Source organism: Bradyrhizobium neotropicale (assembly GCF_001641695.1).
In the GTDB taxonomy this organism is placed as follows: Bacteria; Pseudomonadota; Alphaproteobacteria; order Rhizobiales; family Xanthobacteraceae; genus Bradyrhizobium; species Bradyrhizobium neotropicale.
In genome coordinates this window covers 56,669-77,791 of the sequence record NZ_LSEF01000100.1, presented here as the reverse complement: position 1 = coordinate 77,791, position 21,123 = coordinate 56,669, and the positions used below count along the sequence as shown (strand labels likewise).

The following is a 21,123-nucleotide window of genomic DNA, read 5'->3' as shown; positions in this document are numbered from 1 at the left end:
CGCTCAGGCCCGCGCACTGTGCGGGGTTTGCCGCGCGCGTGTCTTGCCGGCCGACAGGCAGACCACCTCGGATATTTGCAGCAATTGGCGCGCCAGCGGGCTGGTCTTGCGCCAGACCATGCCGATGGTGCGCGACGGTTGCGGGTCACGGAACGGTGCGACCGAGACGGAGGCCGATCGGGTCTCCACCGGCACGGCCATCTCCGGAATCAAGGTGACGCCGATGCCGGCGCTCACCATCTGGACCAGCGTCGACAGCGAATTCGCATCCAGCATTTCCCGCGGCGGTGCCGATTGCATGTTGCAGAACGACAGTGCCTGATCGCGGAAGCAATGTCCCTCCTCGAGCAGCAACAGCCGCATCTCCCGCATCATCTCCCGCGACGGGACCGGTGTTCCCTCGTCCGCGCCCGGCCGGACCAGCAGGAATTTCTCCTCGAACAGAGCAACTTCGGTCAGTGACGGTTCGGACACCGGCAGCGCGACGATGGCGGTGTCGAGCCGGCCTTCCACCAGCTCCTGGATCAGCCGCGGCGTCATGGTCTCGCGCACGCGGATGTCGAGTTCGGGATGCATGCGCGTGAGATTCTTGGTGATCTTGGGCAGGAGGTAGGGCGCAATCGTCGGAATCATGCCGATGCGCAGGCGGCCCGCGAAACGGTCCTGCGATGCCCGCGCGAAGTCGCCGAGCTCATCGACCGAGCGCAAAATGTCGCGGACGCGCTGCGCGAGCTCTTCGCCAAACCGGGTCAGCGCAACCTGGCGGGCGCTGCGCTCGAGCAGCAGGCCGCCGAGGGCCTCCTCGAGTTCCTTGATCTGCATCGACAAAGCGGGCTGCGAGATGGAACAGGCCTCTGCCGCACGCCCGAAATGGCCGTGACGCGCCAGCGCGTCGAAATACCGGAGCTGGCGCAGCGTCACGTTTATCATCAGGAAATCCTATCGCAGCGATCATTAAAGTCAACTTTACCTGATAGGAGGCGCAGCTTAGAGTGCTTCTACCTGGTAAAGGGCGAAGTCTGACCGCCACCAGAGGAGGTATTCATGGATGACACTTCGAAGTGCCCGTTTTCGGGCGGAAAACGCACGCCGGCGAACAGCGACTGGTGGCCGACCCAGCTCAGCATCGAGATGCTGCACAAGAATTCCGACCTGTCCGATCCGATGGGCAAGGAGTTCGACTACGCCAAGGAGTTCAAGTCGCTCGACCTGAACGCGGTCATCAAGGACCTGACCGCCCTGATGACGGATTCGCAGGAATGGTGGCCCGCAGATTTCGGCCATTACGGCGGCCTCATGATCCGCATGGCCTGGCATAGCGCGGGCACCTATCGCATCACCGACGGCCGGGGTGGCGCCGGTGCCGGACAGCAGCGCTTCGCGCCGCTCAACAGCTGGCCCGACAACGCCAACCTCGACAAGGCGCGCCGGCTGCTGTGGCCGATCAAGCAGAAGTACGGCCGCAAGATTTCCTGGGCCGACCTGATGGTGCTCGCGGGCAACGTCGCGCTGGAATCGATGGGCTTCAAGACCTTCGGCTTCGCCGGCGGACGCGCCGACGTCTGGGAGCCGGAAGAGCTCTACTGGGGTCCCGAAGGCACGTGGCTGGGCGATGAGCGCTACAGCGGCGAGCGCCAGCTCGCCGAGCCGCTCGGCGCGGTGCAGATGGGCCTGATCTACGTCAATCCGGAAGGGCCGAACGGCAAGCCGGATCCGATCGCCGCGGCGAAGGACATCCGCGAGACCTTCTTCCGCATGGCGATGAACGACGAAGAGACCGTCGCGCTGATCGCCGGCGGCCATACCTTCGGCAAGACCCACGGTGCGGGCGATCCGTCGCTGGTCGGGCCGGAGCCGGAAGCGGGGGCGCTCGAAGAGCAGGGCCTCGGCTGGAAGAGCAAGCACGGCACCGGCGTTGGCGCCGACGCGATCACCGGCGGCCCGGAGGTCACCTGGACGCAGACCCCGACCAAGTGGAGCAACCACTTCTTCGAGAACCTGTTCAAGTATGAGTGGGAGCTGACGAAGAGCCCGGCGGGCGCGCAGCAGTGGAAGGCCAAGGGCGCCGACGCGTCCATTCCGGACGCGTTCGACAAGTCCAAGAAGCATGTGCCGACCATGCTGACGACCGACCTCTCGCTGCGGTTCGATCCGGCCTATGAGAAGATCTCGCGTCGCTTCTACGAGCATCCGGATCAGTTCGCGGACGCCTTCGCCCGCGCCTGGTTCAAGCTGACCCATCGTGACATGGGCCCGATCCAGCGCTATCTCGGCCCTCTGGTGCCGAAGGAGACGCTGATCTGGCAGGATCCGGTTCCGGCCGTGAATCACGAGCTGGTCAGCGATCAGGACATCGCCTCGCTGAAGACGAAGATCCTGGCCTCGGGTCTGTCGGTGTCGGAGCTGGTCTCGACCGCCTGGGCGTCGGCTTCGACGTTCCGCGGCTCGGACAAGCGCGGCGGCGCCAACGGCGCGCGCATCCGGCTTAGCCCGCAGAAGGACTGGGAGGTGAACCAGCCGGCCCAGCTCTCGAAGGTCCTCGGCAAGCTCGAAGCGATCCAGAAGGAGTTCAACGGTTCGGCAGGTGCGAAGAAGGTCTCGCTCGCCGACCTGATCGTCCTCGGCGGCACTGCCGCGGTCGAGAAGGCCGCGAAGGACGCCGGCGTCGACGTGAAGGTCTCCTTCACGCCCGGCCGCATGGATGCTTCGCAGGAGCAGACCGATGCAGCTTCGTTCGCGCCGCTGGAGCCGCGGGCCGATGGTTTCCGCAACTACATAGGCAAGAAGCATCAGTTCCTGATGCCCGAGGAAGCGCTCGTCGATCGCGCGCAGCTGCTCAGGCTCACCGGCCCCGAACTGACGGTGCTCGTCGGCGGCTTGCGCGTGCTTGGTACCAATGCGGACGGTTCGAAGAACGGCGTTTTCACGGCGAAGCCGGGGACGCTGACCAACGACTTCTTCGTCAACCTGCTCGACATGAGCACGCAGTGGGCACAGGCCGGCGCTGACGGCACCTATGAAGGCCGCGACCGCAAGACCAATGCGGTCAAGTGGACCGGCACGCGCGCCGATCTGATCTTCGGCTCGCACTCGCAGCTCCGCGCCTTCGCCGAGGTCTATGCCTCGTCGGACGCGAAGCAGCAGTTCGTCAAGGACTTCGCCAAGGCCTGGACCAAGGTGATGAACCTCGACCGGTTCGACATCGCGGCGTGAGGTCCTGCTTCACCTCTCCCGCTTGCGGGAGAGGTCGACGCGCTCGGCAGCGCACTTGCGTGCCAGAGCGCGGCGGGTGAGGGCTCTCTCCTCGTTGGGAGTCTCTCTGTGGAAGCACTCTCTCCCCGACCCTCTCGCGCAAGCGGGAGAGGGGGCGCAGATCGCTTGGAGCAAGCGACAAACAAAAAGGGCGGCCGAAAGGCCGCCCTTCGTGTTTCTGATGTAGGTGGCGAGACTTACTCGCCGGCCGCTTCGCGCGGGGGCTGCTGGCCGTCGGCCGGCTTGTCCTTGGCCTCGAGATCCTCGCCGGTGGTCTGGTCGACGACCTTCATCGACAGCCGGGTCTTGCCGCGATCGTCGAAGCCGAGCAGCTTGACCTTGACCTTGTCGCCTTCCTTGACGACGTCGCTGGTCTTCTGCACGCGGTTGGCCGCAAGCTGGCTGATGTGGACGAGGCCGTCCTTGGAGCCGAAGAAGTTCACGAAGGCGCCGAACTCCATCACCTTGACGACGGTGCCGTCATAGATCTGGCCGACTTCGGGCTCGGACGCGATCGACTTGATCCACTTGATCGCGGCCTTCATCGCCTCGCCGTCGCTGGAAGCGACCTTCACGGTGCCGTCGTCCTCGATGTTGACCTTGGCGCCGGTCTTCTCGACGATCTCGCGGATCACCTTGCCGCCGGTGCCGATCACTTCGCGGATCTTGTCGGTCGGGATCTTGAAGGTCTCGATGCGCGGCGCGTATTCGCCGAGCTCGGCGCGCGCAGCGGTCAGAGCCTTCGCCATCTCGCCGAGGATGTGGATGCGGCCGTCCTTGGCCTGGCCAAGCGCGACCCGCATGATCTCCTCGGTGATGCCCTCGATCTTGATGTCCATCTGGAGCGAGGTGATGCCCTGGTCGGTGCCAGCGACCTTGAAGTCCATGTCGCCGAGATGATCCTCGTCACCGAGGATGTCCGACAGAACCGCAAAGCGCTTGTCCTCGAGGATCAGTCCCATCGCGATGCCCGCGGTCGGCCGCTTCAACGGCACGCCGGCGTCCATCAGCGCGAGCGAGGCGCCGCAGACCGAAGCCATGGAGGACGAGCCGTTGGACTCGGTGATCTCCGAGACCACGCGGATCGTGTAGGGGAACTCGTGGTGCGGCGGCAGCACCGGGTGGATCGCGCGCCAGGCGAGCTTGCCGTGGCCGATCTCGCGGCGCTTGGTGCCGCCGAGGCGACCGGTTTCACCGACCGAGTAGGGCGGGAAGTTGTAGTGCAGCAGGAACGTTTCCTTGTACGTCCCCGACAGCGCGTCGATGTACTGCTCGTCCTCGCCGGTGCCGAGCGTGGTCACGACCATCGCCTGGGTCTCACCGCGGGTGAACAGCGCCGAGCCGTGGGCGCGAGGCAGCACGCCGACCTCGGCGAGGATGTTGCGGACGGTCTTGGAGTCGCGGCCGTCGATGCGCTTGCCGGTGTCGAGAATGTTCCAGCGGACGATCTTGGCTTCCAGCTCCTTGAACACGCCGGCGACACGGAGCTTGTCGTATTTCGGCTCCTGGCCCTCCGGGAAGTAGTGGGCCATCACCTTTTCCTTGGCGACGCCGACCGCAGCATAGCGCTCCTGCTTGACCGGGATCGCATAGGCAGCGCGCAGCTCCTGCTCGATCAGGCCGAGCATTTCCTTTTCGATCGCCGAATTGTCGATCACGGTGACCTCGCGCGGCTCCTTGGCGGCCTTCTCGGCGAGTTCGATGATCGCGTTGATGACCGGCTGGAAGTGGCGGTGACCGAACATCACGGCGCCGAGCATCACGTCTTCGTTGAGCTCCTTGGCTTCCGATTCCACCATCAGCACGGCGTCGGCAGTGCCGGCAACGACGAGGTCGAGCTGGGTATCGACCATCTCGTCGAGCGTCGGGTTGAGGACGAATTCGTCATTGGCAAAGCCGACACGGGCCGCACCGATCGGGCCCTTGAAGGGCGCCCCCGACAGGGTCAGGGCGGCGGAAGCCGCGACCATCGCCACGATATCGGGATCGTTTTCCATGTCGTGCGAGAGCACGGTGACGATCACCTGGGTCTCGTTGCGCCAGCCGTCGACGAACAGCGGGCGGATCGGACGGTCGATCAGGCGGGAGACCAGCGTCTCCTTCTCGGTCGGACGGCCCTCGCGCTTGAAATAGCCGCCGGGAATGCGGCCGGCTGCATAGGTCTTCTCCTGATAGTCGACGGTCAGCGGCAGGAAGTCGACGCCTTCGCGCGGCGCCTTCGCCGCGACGACGGTGGCGAGCACCACGGTCTCGCCATAGGTCGCGAGCACGGCGCCGTCGGCCTGGCGTGCGATCTTGCCGGTTTCAAGCTTGAGAGGGCGTCCGCCCCAGTCGATCTCGACTGAATGCTTATTGAACATAGAGGTCTTCTTTCATGGGTTCTCGAAAGAGGAACGGCCCGAAAAACAAAAACCATGCGCAAGATTGCGGGACGCTGATCGAAGCGGGCGATCAGCGTCCTGCGATCCTGCCATGGTTTTTAGATTTCGGATGGCGTCCATCCTTTCGGGTCATACGGGCACCTTGCCCGTTGCGCCCAGCCGCCGGATTGCTGCTGGACTGGTCAGTCGGCATGAACGTGAAGTCTTCGAACACCGTACCGCGGCCTTCGAACATCATGCCCCGGATGCGAATCATCTTTGGCTCGCACCCGACATACGCGTGAGCCTCGATCAAAAACCTTGAAATAAAGTGCTTTCGCTCGAAACCACGCGCAAAAACGCGCGCCAGTGGCGCGCGCAGGAACACTTAGCGACGAATGTTGTGCTTCTCGAGCAGCGCCTTGTACCGCGCCTCGTCCTTCTTCTTCAGATAGTCGAGGAGCGAACGGCGGGTCGACACGAGCTTCAAGAGGCCGCGGCGCGAATGGTTGTCCTTCACGTGGGTCTTGAAATGGTTCGTGAGGTTGTTGATGCGTTCCGAAAGGATCGCGACCTGAACCTCGGGCGAGCCGGTGTCGCCGGCTTTGGTGGCATTCGTCTTGATGACTTCCGCTTTGCGATCTGCGGCAATCGACATCGTCAATTTCTCTCGTTGCGACCGGGGCTGGCAGTCAGGCCGGTCAGGTTGAACACACGCTTGGGGATGATTTCGCCATTGCCAACTTCGGCAAGCGCGAGAAGCCGGCCTGCCACCGTGACATAGACTGTGCCGCTACAATTGGGCGCATCCCGTCCGCGCAACAAAACGGCTTGGCCCCGATGGAGCCTTGCCGCATCAGCCCGAGTGACGGCCAGTGCCGGGATGTCGTCCAGCGCGGTCTCAACGGGCAAAAGCGCGTCGGCGAGGCTGCCCTCGCCGGACGCGGCTCTATCGCACAAAGCCTCCAACTGATCCAGCGGAATCATGTCGTTCTCGCCAAATGGGCCAACCAGGGTCCGCCGCAGCGCGCAGATATGGCCGTAAGTGCCGAGAATTCGGCCCATATCGCGGGCAAGGGCGCGGACATAGGTGCCCTTGCCGCATTCGGCCTCGAATACCGCCCGATCATTATCTGGTTGATCTACAAGGGATAAATGGTGAATCTCGACCGGGCGGGGGGCCAGCTCCACGACCTCGCCGTCGCGGGCGAGGTCATAGGCGCGCTCGCCCCGCACCTTGATGGCGGAATAGCGCGGCGGGACCTGCTCGATCACCCCGGTGAAGCGGGGCAGCAGCGCCTCGATGGCCTCCCGGGTTGGGCGCTGGTCGGAGGTCGCGGTCACCCGGCCCTCGATGTCGTCGGTGTCGCGCTCCTCGCCCCAGCACACGGTGAAGCGGTAGCGCTTGCGGCCGTCCATCACGAAGGGAACCGTCTTGGTGGCCTCGCCGAGCGCGATCGGCAGACCGCCGGAGGCGAGCGGATCGAGCGTGCCGGCGTGGCCGGCGCGCTTGGCCTGGAACAGGCGCTTGAGCACGGCGACGGCCTGGGTCGAGGTCATGCCGATCGGCTTGTCGAGCACGACCCAGCCGTGGACGTCGCGCCGGTCGCGGCGCGGCTGGTTGCCCTTCTGCTGCTTGGCGCGCGGATCGTTGTTGACGCGGCGCGGCTCCTGGTGCGGCTGCGTGTCGCCGCCGACTCCTGCAAAATTATTCTTCTGCACGTCGCGTGTATCGGGCTCTTCGCTGCCGATCGTGCCGTGAGCCGGGTCCATCATCATTGTTCTTCTTCCCGATCCGTATCCGGATCCTGTTCCAAATCTCTTTGCACCGCAGGTGTTCGCAATAGCTTCTCGATCCGTTCCGCTTCGTCGAATCGCTCGTCGACGCGGAAGCGAATGTCAGGTGCAAATTTCAGGTTAACGCGCCGCGCGACCTCGCCGCGCAGGAATTTCTTGTTGCGCTCGAGCGCAGCGATCACGACCTCGGTGTCGCGGCCACCGAGCGGCATCACGTAGATTGTCGCAAGCTTCAGGTCAGGCGACATCCGTACCTCCGGCACGGTGATGATGTGACCTTCGAGGTCCGCATCATGCGCGCTGCCTTGCGCCAGAATATCGGCCATCGCATGGCGAACCTGCTCGCCGACACGCAACTGCCGCTGCGAGCCGCCGGGTGCGGAACTCTTTTTCTGATGATGCCGGGGCATTCTCGAAAATCACCTCGCCATGCCCGTGTTTGGGACACGGGCATTGTCATTTGTCCTGCTGCAACGAATGAGGCGCGGATGGCCGGAAAAATCCGGCCATCCGCACTCCCGCAATTTCAATTCAAAAAGATCCGAGCGCTTCGGTAAGATTTGGACTTACAGGGAGCGCTGGATCGTCTCCACTCGATAACACTCGATCACGTCGCCCACGCGCATGTCGTGGTAGCTCTCGAAGGCCATGCCGCATTCCTGGCCGGCCTGGACTTCCTTCACTTCGTCCTTGAAGCGCTTCAGCGTCGACAGCTTGCCCTCGTGCACGACGACGTTGTCGCGGATCAGGCGCACATTGGCGCCGCGTTCCACGGTACCGTCGGTGACGCGGCAGCCGGCGACCTTGCCGACCTTGGAGATGTTGAAGATCTCCAGGATCTCGGCATTGCCCAGCATGGTTTCGCGCAGGGTCGGCGCGAGCAGGCCGCTCATCGCCTTCTTCACGTCGTCCACGAGGTCGTAGATGATGTTGTAGTAGCGGATCTCGATGCCGTTGCGCTTGGCGGCCGCGGCCGCCTCCTTGTTGGCGCGAACCGAGAAGCCGATGATCGCGGCGTTGAAGCCTTCCGCGAGCGTCACGTCGGATTCCGAGATACCGCCGACACCGGCATGCAGGATGCGGGCTGCGACTTCGTCGGTGCCGAGCTTCTCCAGCGAGCCGAGGATCGCTTCCAGCGAGCCCTGCACGTCGGCCTTGACGATCAGCGGGAATTCCTTGCGGCCCGCCGTCTTCAACTGCGACATCATCTGCTCGAGCGAGCCGCGCATGCCGGAGATAGAGGCCGCGGCGTTCTCGCGCTTCTGGTGCGCACGGTAGCTGGTGATCTGGCGGGCGCGGGCTTCGTTCTCGACCACCGCGAGGCGATCGCCGGCCTCGGGCGGGCCGTTGAAGCCGAGCACCTCGACCGGCACCGAGGGACCGGCCTCCTGAACCGTCTCGCCCTGGTCCGAGATCAGCGCGCGGACGCGGCCCATCTCGGCGCCGGCGACGATGATGTCGCCGACACGAAGCGTGCCGCGCTGAACCAGCACGGTCGCGACCGGGCCGCGGCCGCGGTCGAGCTTGGCCTCGATCACGGTGCCTTCGGCCGGGCGGTGCGAATTGGTCTTCAGGTCGAGGATTTCGGCCTGCAGCGCGATCATCTCGAGCAGCTTGTCGAGATTGGTCTTGTTCTTGGCGGACACCTCGACGTCGACGACTTCGCCGCCGAACGATTCGACCTGCACCTCGTGCTGGAGCAGCTCGGTGCGCACGCGCTCCGGCTTGGCGTCCGGCTTGTCGATCTTGTTGATGGCAACGATGATCGGCACGCGCGCCGCCTTGGCGTGGTTGATGGCTTCGACCGTCTGCGGCATCACGCCGTCATCGGCCGCAACCACCAGCACGACGATGTCGGTCACCTTGGCGCCGCGGGCGCGCATCGCGGTGAACGCGGCGTGGCCGGGCGTGTCGATGAAGGTGATCTTCTTGCCGGTTTCGGGCGATGACACCTGATAGGCGCCGATATGCTGAGTGATGCCGCCGGCTTCGCCCGAGACCACATTGGCGTGACGGAGCGCGTCGAGCAGCGAGGTCTTGCCGTGGTCGACGTGGCCCATCACGGTCACGACCGGCGAACGCGGCTCGGTATCGGTGGAATCATCGACGGTGTCGAACAGGCCCTCTTCGACGTCGGAGGCAGCGACGCGCTTCACGGTGTGGCCGAGTTCTTCGGCGATGAGCTGCGCGGTGTCGGCGTCGATCACGTCGGTGATCTTATGCATCGCGCCCTGCTTCATCAGCATGCGGATGACGTCGACCGCGCGCTCGGACATGCGGTTGGCGAGTTCCTGGATGGTGATCGCTTCCGGGATCGTCACCTCGCGGATGAGCTTTTCCTTCGGCTCGTTCGAGGCATGGCCCTTCAGGCGCTGGGTGCGGCGGCGGAACGAGGCGATCGAGCGCTCGCGCACGTCGTCGGCGTTGAGCGCGGTGACGACGGTCAGGCGGCCGCGCTCCTTCTGCGGGCCGGGCTTGTGGGTGGTCTTGGGGGCTGCCGCAGGACGCGCGGCGCCGCCGGGACCGCGACGGATCTGGCGCGGACCCTCATCCTCGTCCGGTCCGGCCGCGACCGCGGGGGCGCGACCTGCGGGGCCAGCCGGCCGCTGTGTGGTCGTCGCGGGCCGGGCCGCGGAGGCCGTCGGCCGCGCGGTGGTCGTTGCGGGGCGTGGCGCCGGAGCGGCCGGTGCAGCCGTCCCGGTACGTGCGGCCGATTGCGGCTGCTCGCCTTCGCCGAAACGCTTCTTGGCCTCGGTCTCAGCCTTGCGCTTGGCTTCGTCCTCGTGACGGTGGCGCTCTTCCTCGGCCTTGCGGCGGGCTTCGGCGGCTTCGCGCTCGGCGCGTTCGGCGGCCTCGCGGACGGCGCGGCGCTGGGCTTCTTCCTCGGCCTGGCGGCGTTCCTCGACTTCGCGCAGCTTGGCATCGGCCAGCGCGCTGGCGCGGGCGGAGCGCTCATCCTCGGTCAGGGTACGCAGCACCACGCCGGAACCGGCGTTGCGCGGCTGGGCGGGCGGCGGAGCCGGGCGCGACGGAGCGGGCGCGGCCGGCGCCGGCTTCGCAACGACCTCGGCAGCCTGCGGTTCGGGGCCAGTGTCGCCGATGCGGCGCTTGCCGCGCTTTTCGACCACGACCTGCTTGCTCCGGCCATGGCTGAAGCTCTGGCGCACGGTGCCCGTCTCGACGCGCGGCTTGAGCGATAGCGTCTTGCTCGGAACGCTCAGCTTCTTGTCGCCAGGGGTCTTGGTATCAACCATTCAGTAGTCCCAATCTTGATCTTGTTAACGTTGTGCGTTGCCGCACCATCGTCCGGTTTGTCGTTGTCTTCAGAAATCCTGGCCGTGATTTTCGGCAGTCTTGTCATCGTCCGCCAGCCGGTATCGGACCAGCATCTGGCTACGTGACAGGAATGTCCTGCTCGCCGGGCCCGCGAGCAGCGCAGCATGTATCACATTTGACCGGGTAAGTGCCAAATCCAATTCTGCCGATTTCAATGCGGTAACGATGGGAATCGGCGGCTTGGTGCCGCGATTCCCGTCATTTTGCCGTGCCAGCGTGTCTAATTTGCGGATTCCGTCCGGGGCCCCGTCGCTGGCATGGATCAGGACCTCGACCGTGCCCCCCCGCAAGGCGCTTTCGACCTTGCCAAAACCGGCCACCACCTGGCCCGCTTTGGCGGAAATCGCGAGCGCTTCGGCCACGCTCCGAACCAGGAGCGTCTCGGTGTCGAGCGGGAGCGTCGGAGGAATGCGCAGGTCGCGCTTGAAGGCTTTGCTAAATTGGTGACGGCGAACGGCTTCCGCAACCGCCTTGCGCGATGCGGTGATCCACATGCCCCGTCCGGGCAGCTTGCGCTTGAGATCGGGAACTATGTCGCCCTGGGGTGATACGACGAAGCGGATCAGCTCGTCGATCGGCCGGACCTCGCGGCTGACCACGCACATCCGCATGGTCGCGGACCTTTCGGTCCGCGGTCCATGGTCGAGTTCGGGGTCAGAATGAGCGAGCATCCGGGCGACATCTCCTGTTGCCCTTAAGCCGGCTGATCTTCGGTCGCCTCAGCCTCTTCGGCGGGCTTCGCAAGGTCGGCCTCGGTGATCCAGCCGGCCTTGACGCGGGCCTGCATGATCATGGCTTCGGCATCGTCGCGGGAGATGTCGATGCCGTCGAGTGCGCCCGGATATTTGGTGGACTCGCCACCTTCCTTGCGCTCGGTCCAGCCGACCAGGTCGTCGGTGGCGCAGCCGGCGAGATCCTCGACGGTCTTGATGTCGTTCTCGCCGAACTTCACCAGCATCTTCGAGGTCACGCCCGGCACGTCCTTGAGCGCGTCCTCGACACCGAGTTCCTTGCGACGGGCTTCGAGCTCGGCTTCCTGCTGCTCGAGATATTCGCGCGCCCGGTTCTGGAGCTCCTGCGCGGTCTCCTCGTCGAAACCTTCGATGCCGGCGAGTTCCTTGACTTCCACCATGGCGAGCTCCTCGACCGAGGTGAAGCCTTCGGACGCCAGCAGCTGGCCGACCACCTCGTCGACATTGAGCGATTCCATGAAGACGCGGGTGGAGTTCTCGAAATCGGCCTGGCGGCGCTCCGATTCCTCCTGCTCGGTCAGGATGTCGATGTCCCAGCCGGTGAGCTGCGAGGCGAGACGGACGTTCTGGCCGCGGCGGCCGATCGCCAGCGACAGCTGGTTGTTGGTATCGGGAACCACGACCTCGATGCGCTCGCGGTCCTCGTCGATGACGACCTTGGACACTTCGGCCGGCGCCAGCGCGTTGACCACGAAGGTCGCGATATCGGGCGACCAGGGAATGATGTCGATCTTCTCGCCCTGCAGCTCGTTCACCACAGCCTGCACGCGCGAGCCACGCATACCGACGCAGGCGCCGACCGGATCGACCGACGAATCGCGGGAAATCACGCCGATTTTCGCGCGCGAGCCGGGGTCGCGGGCCACCGCCTTGATCTCGACGATGCCGTCATAGATTTCCGGCACTTCCTGCGCGAACAGCTTCGCCATGAACTGCGGGTGGGTGCGGGAGAGGAAGATCTGCGGGCCGCGGGTCTCGCGACGCACGTCGAAAATATAGGCGCGGACGCGGTCACCGTTCCGGAAGACCTCGCGCGGCAGCATCTCGTCGCGGCGGATGATGGCTTCGCCACGGCCGAGATCGACGATCACGCTGCCATATTCGACGCGCTTGACGACGCCGTTGACGATGTCGCCGATGCGATCCTTGAATTCCTGATATTGCCGGTCGCGCTCGGCCTCGCGCACCTTCTGCACGATCACCTGCTTGGCCGACTGAGCGGCGATGCGGCCGTACTCGAGCGGCGGCAGGGTGTCGGCAATGGTATCGCCGACCTGGGCGCCGGGATTGGCGCGCTGCGCGTCCGTCAGCGAAATCTGGTTGGAATGGTTTTCGACCTTCTCGACCACCAGCATGTGGCGCGACAGACGGAGCTCGCCCTTCTTCGGGTCGATTTCGGCGTGAACGTCAGTCTCGCTGCCGTAACGGGCGCGCGCCGCCTTCGCGATGGCGTCCTCCATCGCGGCGATGACGATGCTGCGGTCGATCGATTTCTCGCGCGCAACGGCGTCGGCGATCTGGAGCAGTTCGAGTCGATTGGCGCTGACTGCCATGGCTAGTCTCCTTCGTCAGGCTCGATTTCGCCGCGCCGCGCGCGTTCTGCGGCAAGGCGATGTTGCTTGGTGTTCTTCGGTGCCGGCTTTTTCTTCGGCTTCGTGTTCTTTGTCGTCTTCTCGCTGATCTTAGCATGCGGGGCCTGCGGCGGCTCCAGCCCGAGATTGCGGCGCATCTCGCGCGCCTCGGCCTTACCGCGGCGCATGGACTCCGCGATCAGCTCGTCGGTCAGCACCAGCCGTGCGTCGCCGATATCCTCCATGACCAGGAGAACCTCGGCCTCGTCGCCGGCCTTGACGTCGTCGCGCTTGATCCGCACGCGATCGCCTTCGACGCCGGCCAGCGTGCCGCGGAAGCGCTTTCGTCCCTCATGGGCGACCGCCATTTCGATCCTGACGAGATGCCCCGTATACCGCTCGAAATCGGTGCGCCGCACCAGCGGCCGGTCGATTCCCGGCGAGGAGATTTCCAGCCGATAGGCGCGATCGATGGGGTCGGCGACGTCGAGCACGGGCGACAGCGCCCGCGAGATCGCCTCGCAATCCTCGAGTTGCATCGAACCGTCGGGACGTTCGGCCATGATCTGCACGGTGCAGCCGGCCTCGCCGGAAATCCGGATCCGCACCAAGCGGTAGCCCATGCCCTCGAGCACCGGGCCTGCGATCGCCGACACCCGTGCCGCCACGCCCGGCTCGACCACAAGCCGCGGCTCGGCCAGCAACTCGGCATCCGTGGAACCAGGGTTCGGTTCGGTCATATTCAGGGTCAAGGCGCTCGATGGTTAAGGCTTGGTTACAACGCTTCAGAGGCTGCTTCGCTACGTCCTCGGCTCCGACAAGCCGTCGGGCCGCTCTTCTTCCGCCAAGCCGCGCTCAGGTAATAAAAAAGAGCGGGTCCTTTCGGGCCCACCCTCACTACGCGGATCGTATGAGAAGATTAAGTTGGTGTTGATATAGCGCTTTCCACCCCCCCGGACAAGGCCCATCGCAGCCGGCGGTTGGCTTTTTGCGCCCGGTTTGCCTGCTCCCAGCGCAACGCTTCCTTCATCAAGGGGGCCTAAATTTGCCGATCGTGGGGCGGCTTGAGCCTATGGCGCACCCGCGGCGTGCCAGATTCGAGTTGCGTTCCATGACCGTTGCCACGTCGCTCATCCCCGGACTGGACGATATCGTCAAACGCGGCGATCCGCGGCGTCGCGGCGAGGTGGCGCGCGCCATCGCCGAATTGTTCTTCCAGGATTCCGCAAAGCTCCGCCCCGACCTCGTTGCGCTGTTCGACGATCTCCTGATCGACCTCGTCCCGCATGCCGAGCTTGCCTCGCGCGTCGATCTCGCCGAGCGCTTCTCGAGGCTCAACAACGCGCCGTGCCATCTGGTGAGGCAGCTCGCCCGCGAGAACGAGATCATGGTGGCCGGTCCGGTGCTGCGCCGCTCGCCCGTGCTCGACGAAGCCGCACTGATCGAAATCGCGCGGCTGAAGGGGCAGGGCCACCTGCTGGCGATGACGGAGCGGCCGACCTTGTCGACGAAGGTCACCGACGTGCTGGTCGAGCGCGGCGATCGCGAGGTGGTTCGTCGCGCCGCCGGCAATGCCGGTGCGGTGTTCTCGCCGGGCAGCTACTCCGAGCTGGTCAAGCGTGCCTCGCAGGACGGCGTGCTGACGCTCAAGCTCGGTCAACGCGAGGATCTCTCGGGCGACCATCTGAAGGAGCTTCTCGACGGCACGCTCGACGTCATTCGCCGCCGCCTGTCCAGCGTGGTCAATCCGGTTCGCCAGGTCGAGATCAAGCGCGCCATGACTGCGATCGAGGAAGCGGCGCTGCCGCCCGGACCGCGGCGCGATTTTTCGGCGGCGCAGCGCACCGTGCTCACCCTGCAGCGCGAGGGGCATCTCGGCGAGAGCGCGCTGCTCGGCTTCGCCAAGGCGCACAAATACGAGGAATCGATCGCGGCGCTCTCCGCGATGTCAGGCCTCAGGCTCGCGACCCTCGATCGCCTGATCGGAGGCGACCGCTATGATCCGATTCTGATCGTTGGCCGTGTCTTGAATCTCGGTTGGCCGACCGTGCGCGCGCTCATCCTGCTGTGGTACGGCCCATCTCGCGCGCCGGCCGACGCCGACATCGAAGCGGCCCGCACCAACTTCACGCGCCTGATGCCCTCGACCGCCGAGCGCGTCGTGACTTTCTGGCGCAACCGGCAGACGGTCTAGAGCCTCCGAAACCGCAGATACGCCGCCTTGCGTCCCTCGCGCGCGGCCTTCCTGCCGTAGCGGGTCATGGTGTAGCCGACCCAGGGTAGGCGGAAATCATCGGCGCGCTCCGCGAGCCATTGGAAGTCCGGCGAGCGTGCGAGATGCGACAGCGTCCAGGCGCAGTAATCGTCGATGTCGCAGACGAAGCGGAATTCACCGCCCGCCTTCAGCACGCGCGCCATCGCCGCGATGCTCTTGTCCTGGACGAAGCGTCGCTTCCAGTGTCGCCGTTTCGGCCAGGGGTCGGGATGGATCAGGTCGATCCGCGACAGCGATGCCTGCGGCAGCCAGGCGAGCAGCTCGGCGGCATCGCCCGCGAACAGGCGGATGTTGCCGATGTTGCCGGCCTCGATCTGCGCGAGGATTTTCGCCATGCCGTTGACATAGGGCTCGCAGCCGATGAAGCCGGTCGCGGGAAAGAGCTGGGCTTCCGCCGCGAGATGCTCGCCGCCGCCAAAGCCGATCTCGAGCCTGAGATCGCCCGCGGCCGGATCGAAGATCTCGACGACATTTGCGGGCGCTTCGCTCTCGATGTCGAGCGCCAGATGCGGCAGCAAATTGTCGACGAGGTCGGCCTGGTGCTGCCTGAGCTTGTGGCCCTTGCGGCGTCCGAAGAAGGCGCGCTCGTTGTCTTCAGTGCGGCGCGGGTGCAGCTTGTCGTCGTTCATTGCAGCGTCTGATAAAGCCGATAGAGCAGCCGCGCGCGCGGCTCGAGCGACGAGATGTAGAGCTGCTCATAATGAGTGTGGGCGCCCTTGCCGTCGACGCCGAGGCCGTCGAGCGTGCCGGTGTGCGCGGCGGTGAAATTGCCGTCGGAGCCGCCGCCGGTGTGGACGTCGATCAGCTCGAGGCCGAGCTCGGCGGCGAGCGTCTTCGCGTGCTCGAACAGCGCGGCGCCCGAATTGCTCTTCTCGTACGGCGGACGATTGAGATCGCCGGTGACCTCAACGGTGACGCCGTCGGTCTTCGACTTCAGTCCGAGAATCTTGCCGACGAATTCCTCCGCATCGGCGAAGCTGGGGACGCGCAGATCGACTTCGGCATAGGCCTCTTCCGGCGTCACGTTGGGTCGCGTGCCGCCGCGCACCACGCCGACATTGACGGTGACGCCGCGCTTGAGATCGTTCATTCCTTCGAGCGCCTGGATGACGTTGGCGAGCTCGCGGATGGCGCTGCGGCCGTCTTCGGGCCGTGTGCCGGCATGTGCGGGCACGCCCCTGATGAACACCTCGAACCGCCCGACGCCCTTGCGTCCGGTGACGATCTTGCCGCCGTCGCGCGCCGGCTCCGTCACCAGCACGTATTTGGCCTTGCGCCCTTCCTGCTCGATCAACGCGCGCGAGGTGGGGCTGCCGATCTCCTCGTCGGAGGTGAACATGTGGGTGATGCCGAGCGGCGAACGATCCGCGGTGGCGCACAGCGCGCGAAAGGCGTGATGGGCGATGTAGGCGCCGCCCTTCATGTCGTAGATGCCGGGACCGAAGGCGCTGTCGCCTTCGATCCTGAAAGGCAGCCGCTCAATGAATCCCATGGGATGAACGGTGTCGAGATGACTGAGCACCAGGATACCCGGCTGGTCCTGGCCCCACGTCGAGCGGACCACGAGGTGGTCGCCACAGCCGTCGACGCCGGCAACCCGTTCGATCGTCGCCGGCAGATCGCGATAGTGATCCGCGACCAGCGAGACCAGCTTGTTGACCTGTTCAGGCGTGTCCGTCGGCGTCTCGATCTCCACCCAGCGGCGGATGCCATCGAGAATAGTTTGGGAATCGAACCAATTGGAGCTCGCCATGGAAACATCTGAGCCTTTGAGCCGCATCATCGCAAGAGGACACGCCTAAAGCGCGGCCGCAAATGACGACATAGGCCAGATTTGGCGCAGCCTCAAATCGGAATGAGGTCGCGCGTCAGCGCTTGTCGGGCCCTTCGCGGGCAGCGATCTGTTCGACCAGATCAACGATCGAGCGGCGCAGCTTCGAATCGGTGATTCGGGTGAATGCCTTGGTCAGGGCTAAGCCCTCCGATGTCGCGAGGAAGTCGGAGACATAGGACGGCGATGCGCCTTCGCTGAAGCCGTCGGGACCGGGCGTGCCGCTCGGTCCGCCCTCGAACAGGAACGACACCGGCACCTGGAGAATCTCGGCGATCTGCTGGATGCGGCTCGCGCCGACTCTGTTGGTGCCCTTCTCGTATTTCTGAATCTGCTGGAACGTCAGGCCCAAAGCTTCACCGAGCTTTTCCTGACTCATGCCCAACATGATGCGGCGCATACGCACGCGACTGCCGACATATTTGTCAACAGGGTTGGGCGCTTTCGACATTTCCTCAGCCCTCCAAACACCACCGTTGGCGCAATGGAAGTATTGCCTCAGGTGACAGCGACATCAAAACTTCACTCTGATTGGGGAAACATTGCGGAGAAATTTAGCAATGCACCGCTGTCTTGCTGCAGCACGACCAGAATGCGGAGGCTGCCAGCGGTCTGTCAACCGTGGGACTACGGTTGTCAAAGGTTTCCAGGAACCGCGCCGAATACCGCGCGATCAGGGGTGCCGTTTGGCAACACGTCGCCGCACTGCGAGAATCACGGCCAGCGCGACGAGCATGGCCGCGGGGATGTCGCCAACCCGCGCATAGATGGTCGGTGGGATCGCGGCAGGCAGACTTGCATCCAAAATGCCTTCGATCCCGAGGCCGAGGCTGGCGATGGTGCGCCCCACCGGATCGATCACCGCCGACACGCCGGTATTTGCGGAGCGAACCAGCGGCAGTCCGAGCTCGATGGCGCGCATCCGCGCCTGCTCCAGATGCTGGTAGGGGCCGGTCGAGATGCCGAACCAGCCGTCATTGGTGAGGTTCACGATCCAGCCTGGACGTTCGTCGCGTGCCGCGACGTCACCGGGAAAGATCGCCTCATAGCAGATCAGTGGTAGCGCACGCGGCGCGCCCGGGATCGGCAGCGCGTGCCGCACGGTACCCGGAATAAAACCGCCGCGCACGCGCGTCAGTTGCTCGAAACCGAGCTTCTCCATCAGGCCCTGGAAGGGAAGAAATTCTCCGAACGGCACCAGATGGAGTTTGTCGTAGACCGCGAGCACGCTGCCGTCGTGGTCGATCACATAGATCGAATTGTAGGCGCGCGTGATCGGCTTGCCCGGCGGCAGGTCAGGAGCACGAACCGATCCGGTGATCAGCACCGTCCCCTTGGGCAGGAGTTCGGCGATCTCGGCCATCGCGTCGGCTTCGCGGGTCAGGAAGAACGGAAAGGCGGATTCCGGCCAGATCAGGATGGTGGCATCGCGCACGCCGGTCGACTGCGGTCCGGAGGAGCGGTCCGACAGCGAGAGGTATTTCTTCATCACCTCCGCCTTGGCGGCGTAGTTGAATTTTGCGTCCTGCTGGAGGTTCGGCTGCATCAGGCGCAGCTTGGCGCCGGCGACCATCGTGGTCGGATGCAGCGACAGGCGGATGGTGCCGAAAATGCCCATGACGATCAGCAGCGCGACCGCCGCCGCCGGCGCACGCCACGCCACGCGTTTGTCCGGCGTGCGGTCGATCAGCGCCGCGGGGCTCGCAAAGATCGCAACGGTGAGGAACGTCATGCCCCACAGGCCGATCAGAGATGCCGTCTGCGCCAGCGGCAGCGGTTCCGACAGCGCATAGCCGAAGGCGTTCCAGGGAAAGCCGGTCAGCACGTGCCCGCGCAGCCATTCGCTGACCGTGAGGCTTGCGGCGAGCGCGAGCACGCGCGTGGCATCCTTGGTCCAGAGCAGGCGCGCCAGCGCGAATCCGATCGCCGTGAAGATCGCAAGATAGGCCGGCAGGCCCAGCACGGCGAAGGGGGTCAGCCAGGCAAAGACGTCAGCTTCGACGAAAAAGGCGTAACCGATCCAGTAGAGACCGGGAACGAAATAGCCGAGCCCGAACCAGTAGCCGGTCAGCGCCGCCGCGGGGACGCCACCGAATCGCCCGCCGCCGGAACCGTCGATCAGCCAGACCAGCACCGGGAAGGTGACGAACAGCACCGGCCAGGCGTTGAACGGCGCCAGCGCCAGCACCGACAGGGCGCCGGCCGCCATCGCAATGAGGGCGCGCTTCCAACCCCAGGTCAGGATGATGGCGAGCGCGATCGTCCGCAGTCGTTGAGTGAGGTTCACGGGGTGCCGGCCCCGTCGCTCGGCGGCGTGGGTGCGTCGCCGGCCGGCGGTTGGCCAGCGTCCGGCGGCACCTCGCGGCGGCGGCTCTCGCGCTGGGTGCGCGGCGCAGGACGCTCCTTCCGCGTCGAGATGCGCAGCCGCTTGACGCGGCGCGGATCGGCATCGAGCACCTCGACCTCGTAATTGCCGGGGCCCGAGATCACCTCCCCGCGGACCGGCAGGCGGCCGACGAAGCTGACGAGATAGCCGCCGAGTGTCTCCACCTCTTCGCCCGCTTCGCCGGTGACGAAATCCGTACCGATCACCGAGCGGACGTCGTCGAGACTGGCGCGCGCATCGGCGATGAAGGTGTTGTCGGGCAGACGGACGATCGACGGCGGCTCGTCGCTGTCGTGCTCGTCGTCGATCTCGCCGACGATCTGCTCGACGATGTCCTCGAGCGAGACGAGGCCATCACTACCGCCATATTCGTCGACCACCAGCGCGAGATGGATGCGTGTCGCCTGCATCTGCGCGAGCAGATCGATCGCCCGCATCGACGGCGGCACGTAGAGCAGCTTGCGGATGATATGCGCGTCCTGCAGCGGCAGCGCGAGGTCGACGGCGCGCAGGTCGAGACCGGCCGGCAGCGGCTTCTTGCGCTTGGCCTTGGTCGCCTCCGACACGCGTGCCCGCGCAGTCATGAAGGTGAGCAGGTCGCGGATGTGGACGATGCCGACGGGATCGTCGAGCGTCTCGTTGTAGACCACGAGGCGCGAATGACCGGCGCTCTCGAAACGGTCCATCAGCTCGCCGAGCGGGATGTCGTTCTTCACCGCGACGATGTCGGCGCGATGCACCATGACATCGGCGATGCGGCGCTCGTGCAAACTGAGGATGTTGCGCAGCATGGTGCGCTCGACAGCGGAGAAACCGGTGTCGTCGGGCGTGGTGGCGTCGAGCACCACCTGGAGATCGTCGCGCACCGATCCCGCCTTCCAGCCGAACAGCGTCCGGATCGCGCGCAGCAGCCAGCCTTCCGCGGTCGGTCGCAGGACCTCGCCGGGCGTTACCACCGCCGGCAGGTTGCGGGTGTTGCGTGGATTGTCGTGGGTCGGTTCGGAATCCGCCATCTCAATCAATCCGTCAGCGCTCTGCATAGGGGTCGGGGATGCCGAGATGCGCCAGGATCTGCTGCTCGAGCGCTTCCATTTCCTCCGCGTCGTCGTCGTTTTCGTGGTCGTAGCCAATCAGGTGCAAAAACCCGTGCACGGCGAGGTGACTCAAATGGTGCTCGAAAGGTTTCTGGTCCTCGTCAGCCTCGCGCCGCATGGTCTCGTAGGCGATGGCGATGTCGCCGAGCATGCGCGGTGCATCGCCCGGTTTCCATTCGCCTTCGGGCTGCAGTGCCGGAAACGACAGCACGTTGGTCGGCTTGTCGATGCCGCGCCAGTTGCTGTTGAGCGTGCGGATACCGGCATCATCGGTCAGCATGACCGCCACTTCCGCCTCCGCGACATCCTCATCGACCGACTCGGCCGCGGCGGCGATCGCGCGCTGGATCACGGCGTCGGCTTCGGGCTCGCCCTGCCAGCAATCGGCGACGACGAGGACCTCGGTGGTGGGCAGGTTGGAGTGCGACATGGTGTTATTCGGAGCGGACTGCTTTTCTTCGCGGCCCGG

Annotated in this window: 18 protein-coding genes; 2 read left to right on the top strand and 16 right to left on the bottom strand. The window is 65.2% G+C overall.

Features of this window, described 5'->3' with window-relative positions; translation table 11 throughout:
• Positions 1–3: 3 nt before the first annotated feature.
• Positions 4–930, bottom strand: coding sequence for a hydrogen peroxide-inducible genes activator (locus AXW67_RS33815; RefSeq protein WP_063681414.1), 927 nt, complete (start codon positions 928–930; stop codon positions 4–6).
• 114 nt (positions 931–1,044) lie between these two features.
• On the opposite strand from AXW67_RS33815, the gene katG reads away from it, so the two are divergent.
• Positions 1,045–3,213, top strand: a complete 2,169-nt coding sequence (katG, locus tag AXW67_RS33810) for a catalase/peroxidase HPI (RefSeq protein ID WP_027550039.1) — start codon at positions 1,045–1,047, stop codon at positions 3,211–3,213.
• Between the two features lie 236 nt (positions 3,214–3,449).
• Here katG and pnp read toward each other — a convergent pair whose 3' ends face one another.
• From pnp to rimP, 9 genes are all read right to left on the bottom strand, one after another.
• Positions 3,450–5,612, bottom strand: coding sequence for a polyribonucleotide nucleotidyltransferase (pnp, locus tag AXW67_RS33805; protein WP_063681413.1), 2,163 nt, complete (start codon positions 5,610–5,612; stop codon positions 3,450–3,452).
• A gap of 91 nt (positions 5,613–5,703) precedes the next feature.
• Positions 5,704–5,889 (bottom strand): hypothetical protein, encoded by a 186-nt coding sequence (locus AXW67_RS42405; protein WP_145928052.1) that lies wholly within the window; start codon positions 5,887–5,889, stop codon positions 5,704–5,706.
• A gap of 111 nt (positions 5,890–6,000) precedes the next feature.
• Positions 6,001–6,270 carry a 30S ribosomal protein S15 gene (gene rpsO / locus AXW67_RS33795; RefSeq protein ID WP_027550036.1) on the bottom strand — a complete coding sequence of 90 codons (270 nt, stop codon included), beginning with the start codon at positions 6,268–6,270 and terminating at the stop codon, positions 6,001–6,003.
• Positions 6,271–6,272: 2 nt separating this feature from the next.
• Positions 6,273–7,391 carry a tRNA pseudouridine(55) synthase TruB gene (gene truB / locus AXW67_RS33790; protein ID WP_063681412.1) on the bottom strand — a complete coding sequence of 373 codons (1,119 nt, stop codon included), beginning with the start codon at positions 7,389–7,391 and terminating at the stop codon, positions 6,273–6,275.
• Complete coding sequence (gene rbfA, locus AXW67_RS33785; RefSeq protein ID WP_027550034.1) at positions 7,388–7,819, bottom strand: 30S ribosome-binding factor RbfA; 432 nt, start codon at positions 7,817–7,819, stop codon at positions 7,388–7,390. Before rbfA ends, truB begins: the two co-directional genes overlap by 4 nt.
• Positions 7,820–7,975: 156 nt before the next feature.
• Entirely contained in the window at positions 7,976–10,663 is a 2,688-nt protein-coding gene (gene infB, locus AXW67_RS33780; RefSeq protein WP_027550033.1) for a translation initiation factor IF-2, read from the bottom strand.
• A 69-nt stretch (positions 10,664–10,732) separates the two neighbouring features.
• Positions 10,733–11,416, bottom strand: a complete 684-nt coding sequence (locus AXW67_RS33775; RefSeq protein ID WP_063681411.1) for an RNA-binding protein — start codon at positions 11,414–11,416, stop codon at positions 10,733–10,735.
• Positions 11,417–11,439: 23 nt separating this feature from the next.
• A complete protein-coding gene (nusA, locus tag AXW67_RS33770; protein ID WP_027550031.1) occupies positions 11,440–13,050 on the bottom strand; it encodes a transcription termination factor NusA in 1,611 nt (536 codons plus the stop codon).
• Positions 13,051–13,052: 2 nt separating this feature from the next.
• Positions 13,053–13,808: a ribosome maturation factor RimP gene (gene rimP / locus AXW67_RS33765; protein WP_027550030.1), complete on the bottom strand. Its 756-nt coding sequence runs from the start codon at positions 13,806–13,808 to the stop codon at positions 13,053–13,055.
• 371 nt (positions 13,809–14,179) lie between these two features.
• On the opposite strand from rimP, the gene AXW67_RS33760 reads away from it, so the two are divergent.
• The gene (locus AXW67_RS33760) at positions 14,180–15,262 is read left to right on the top strand and encodes a DUF2336 domain-containing protein (protein ID WP_063681410.1); all 1,083 of its coding nucleotides are present in this window, start codon (positions 14,180–14,182) and stop codon (positions 15,260–15,262) included.
• Here the strand turns inward: AXW67_RS33760 and AXW67_RS33755 are convergent.
• The 6 genes from AXW67_RS33755 to ybeY form a co-directional block, all read right to left on the bottom strand.
• Positions 15,259–15,972 (bottom strand): tRNA (guanine(46)-N(7))-methyltransferase TrmB, encoded by a 714-nt coding sequence (locus AXW67_RS33755; protein ID WP_063681409.1) that lies wholly within the window; start codon positions 15,970–15,972, stop codon positions 15,259–15,261. The genes AXW67_RS33760 and AXW67_RS33755 overlap by 4 nt on opposite strands.
• Complete coding sequence (locus AXW67_RS33750; RefSeq protein WP_027550027.1) at positions 15,969–17,126, bottom strand: M20 family metallopeptidase; 1,158 nt, start codon at positions 17,124–17,126, stop codon at positions 15,969–15,971. Before AXW67_RS33750 ends, AXW67_RS33755 begins: the two co-directional genes overlap by 4 nt.
• Positions 17,127–17,211: 85 nt before the next feature.
• Positions 17,212–17,625, bottom strand: coding sequence for a helix-turn-helix domain-containing protein (locus AXW67_RS33745; RefSeq protein ID WP_027550026.1), 414 nt, complete (start codon positions 17,623–17,625; stop codon positions 17,212–17,214).
• A 222-nt stretch (positions 17,626–17,847) separates the two neighbouring features.
• Positions 17,848–19,461 (bottom strand): apolipoprotein N-acyltransferase, encoded by a 1,614-nt coding sequence (gene lnt / locus AXW67_RS33740; protein WP_063681408.1) that lies wholly within the window; start codon positions 19,459–19,461, stop codon positions 17,848–17,850.
• Positions 19,458–20,573 carry a hemolysin family protein gene (locus AXW67_RS33735; protein ID WP_063681557.1) on the bottom strand — a complete coding sequence of 372 codons (1,116 nt, stop codon included), beginning with the start codon at positions 20,571–20,573 and terminating at the stop codon, positions 19,458–19,460. Before AXW67_RS33735 ends, lnt begins: the two co-directional genes overlap by 4 nt.
• A 13-nt stretch (positions 20,574–20,586) precedes the next feature.
• Positions 20,587–21,084: an rRNA maturation RNase YbeY gene (gene ybeY, locus AXW67_RS33730; protein WP_063681407.1), complete on the bottom strand. Its 498-nt coding sequence runs from the start codon at positions 21,082–21,084 to the stop codon at positions 20,587–20,589.
• Between the last annotated feature and the right edge of the window lie 39 nt (positions 21,085–21,123).

Excerpts from the sequence above, each read along its gene's own strand:
- AXW67_RS33815 (WP_063681414.1), bottom strand. The coding sequence starts at position 930 with ATGATAAACGTGACGCTGCGCCAGCTCCGGTATTTCGACGCGCTGGCG.
- katG (WP_027550039.1), top strand. The coding sequence starts at position 1,045 with ATGGATGACACTTCGAAGTGCCCGTTTTCGGGCGGAAAACGCACGCCG.
- pnp (WP_063681413.1), bottom strand. The coding sequence starts at position 5,612 with ATGTTCAATAAGCATTCAGTCGAGATCGACTGGGGCGGACGCCCTCTC.
- AXW67_RS42405 (WP_145928052.1), bottom strand. The coding sequence starts at position 5,889 with ATGATTCGCATCCGGGGCATGATGTTCGAAGGCCGCGGTACGGTGTTC.
- rpsO (WP_027550036.1), bottom strand. The coding sequence starts at position 6,270 with ATGTCGATTGCCGCAGATCGCAAAGCGGAAGTCATCAAGACGAATGCC.
- truB (WP_063681412.1), bottom strand. The coding sequence starts at position 7,391 with ATGATGATGGACCCGGCTCACGGCACGATCGGCAGCGAAGAGCCCGAT.
- rbfA (WP_027550034.1), bottom strand. The coding sequence starts at position 7,819 with ATGCCCCGGCATCATCAGAAAAAGAGTTCCGCACCCGGCGGCTCGCAG.
- infB (WP_027550033.1), bottom strand. The coding sequence starts at position 10,663 with ATGGTTGATACCAAGACCCCTGGCGACAAGAAGCTGAGCGTTCCGAGC.
- AXW67_RS33775 (WP_063681411.1), bottom strand. The coding sequence starts at position 11,416 with ATGCTCGCTCATTCTGACCCCGAACTCGACCATGGACCGCGGACCGAA.
- nusA (WP_027550031.1), bottom strand. The coding sequence starts at position 13,050 with ATGGCAGTCAGCGCCAATCGACTCGAACTGCTCCAGATCGCCGACGCC.
- rimP (WP_027550030.1), bottom strand. The coding sequence starts at position 13,808 with ATGACCGAACCGAACCCTGGTTCCACGGATGCCGAGTTGCTGGCCGAG.
- AXW67_RS33760 (WP_063681410.1), top strand. The coding sequence starts at position 14,180 with ATGACCGTTGCCACGTCGCTCATCCCCGGACTGGACGATATCGTCAAA.
- AXW67_RS33755 (WP_063681409.1), bottom strand. The coding sequence starts at position 15,972 with ATGAACGACGACAAGCTGCACCCGCGCCGCACTGAAGACAACGAGCGC.
- AXW67_RS33750 (WP_027550027.1), bottom strand. The coding sequence starts at position 17,126 with ATGATGCGGCTCAAAGGCTCAGATGTTTCCATGGCGAGCTCCAATTGG.
- AXW67_RS33745 (WP_027550026.1), bottom strand. The coding sequence starts at position 17,625 with ATGTCGAAAGCGCCCAACCCTGTTGACAAATATGTCGGCAGTCGCGTG.
- AXW67_RS33735 (WP_063681557.1), bottom strand. The coding sequence starts at position 20,573 with ATGGCGGATTCCGAACCGACCCACGACAATCCACGCAACACCCGCAAC.
- ybeY (WP_063681407.1), bottom strand. The coding sequence starts at position 21,084 with ATGTCGCACTCCAACCTGCCCACCACCGAGGTCCTCGTCGTCGCCGAT.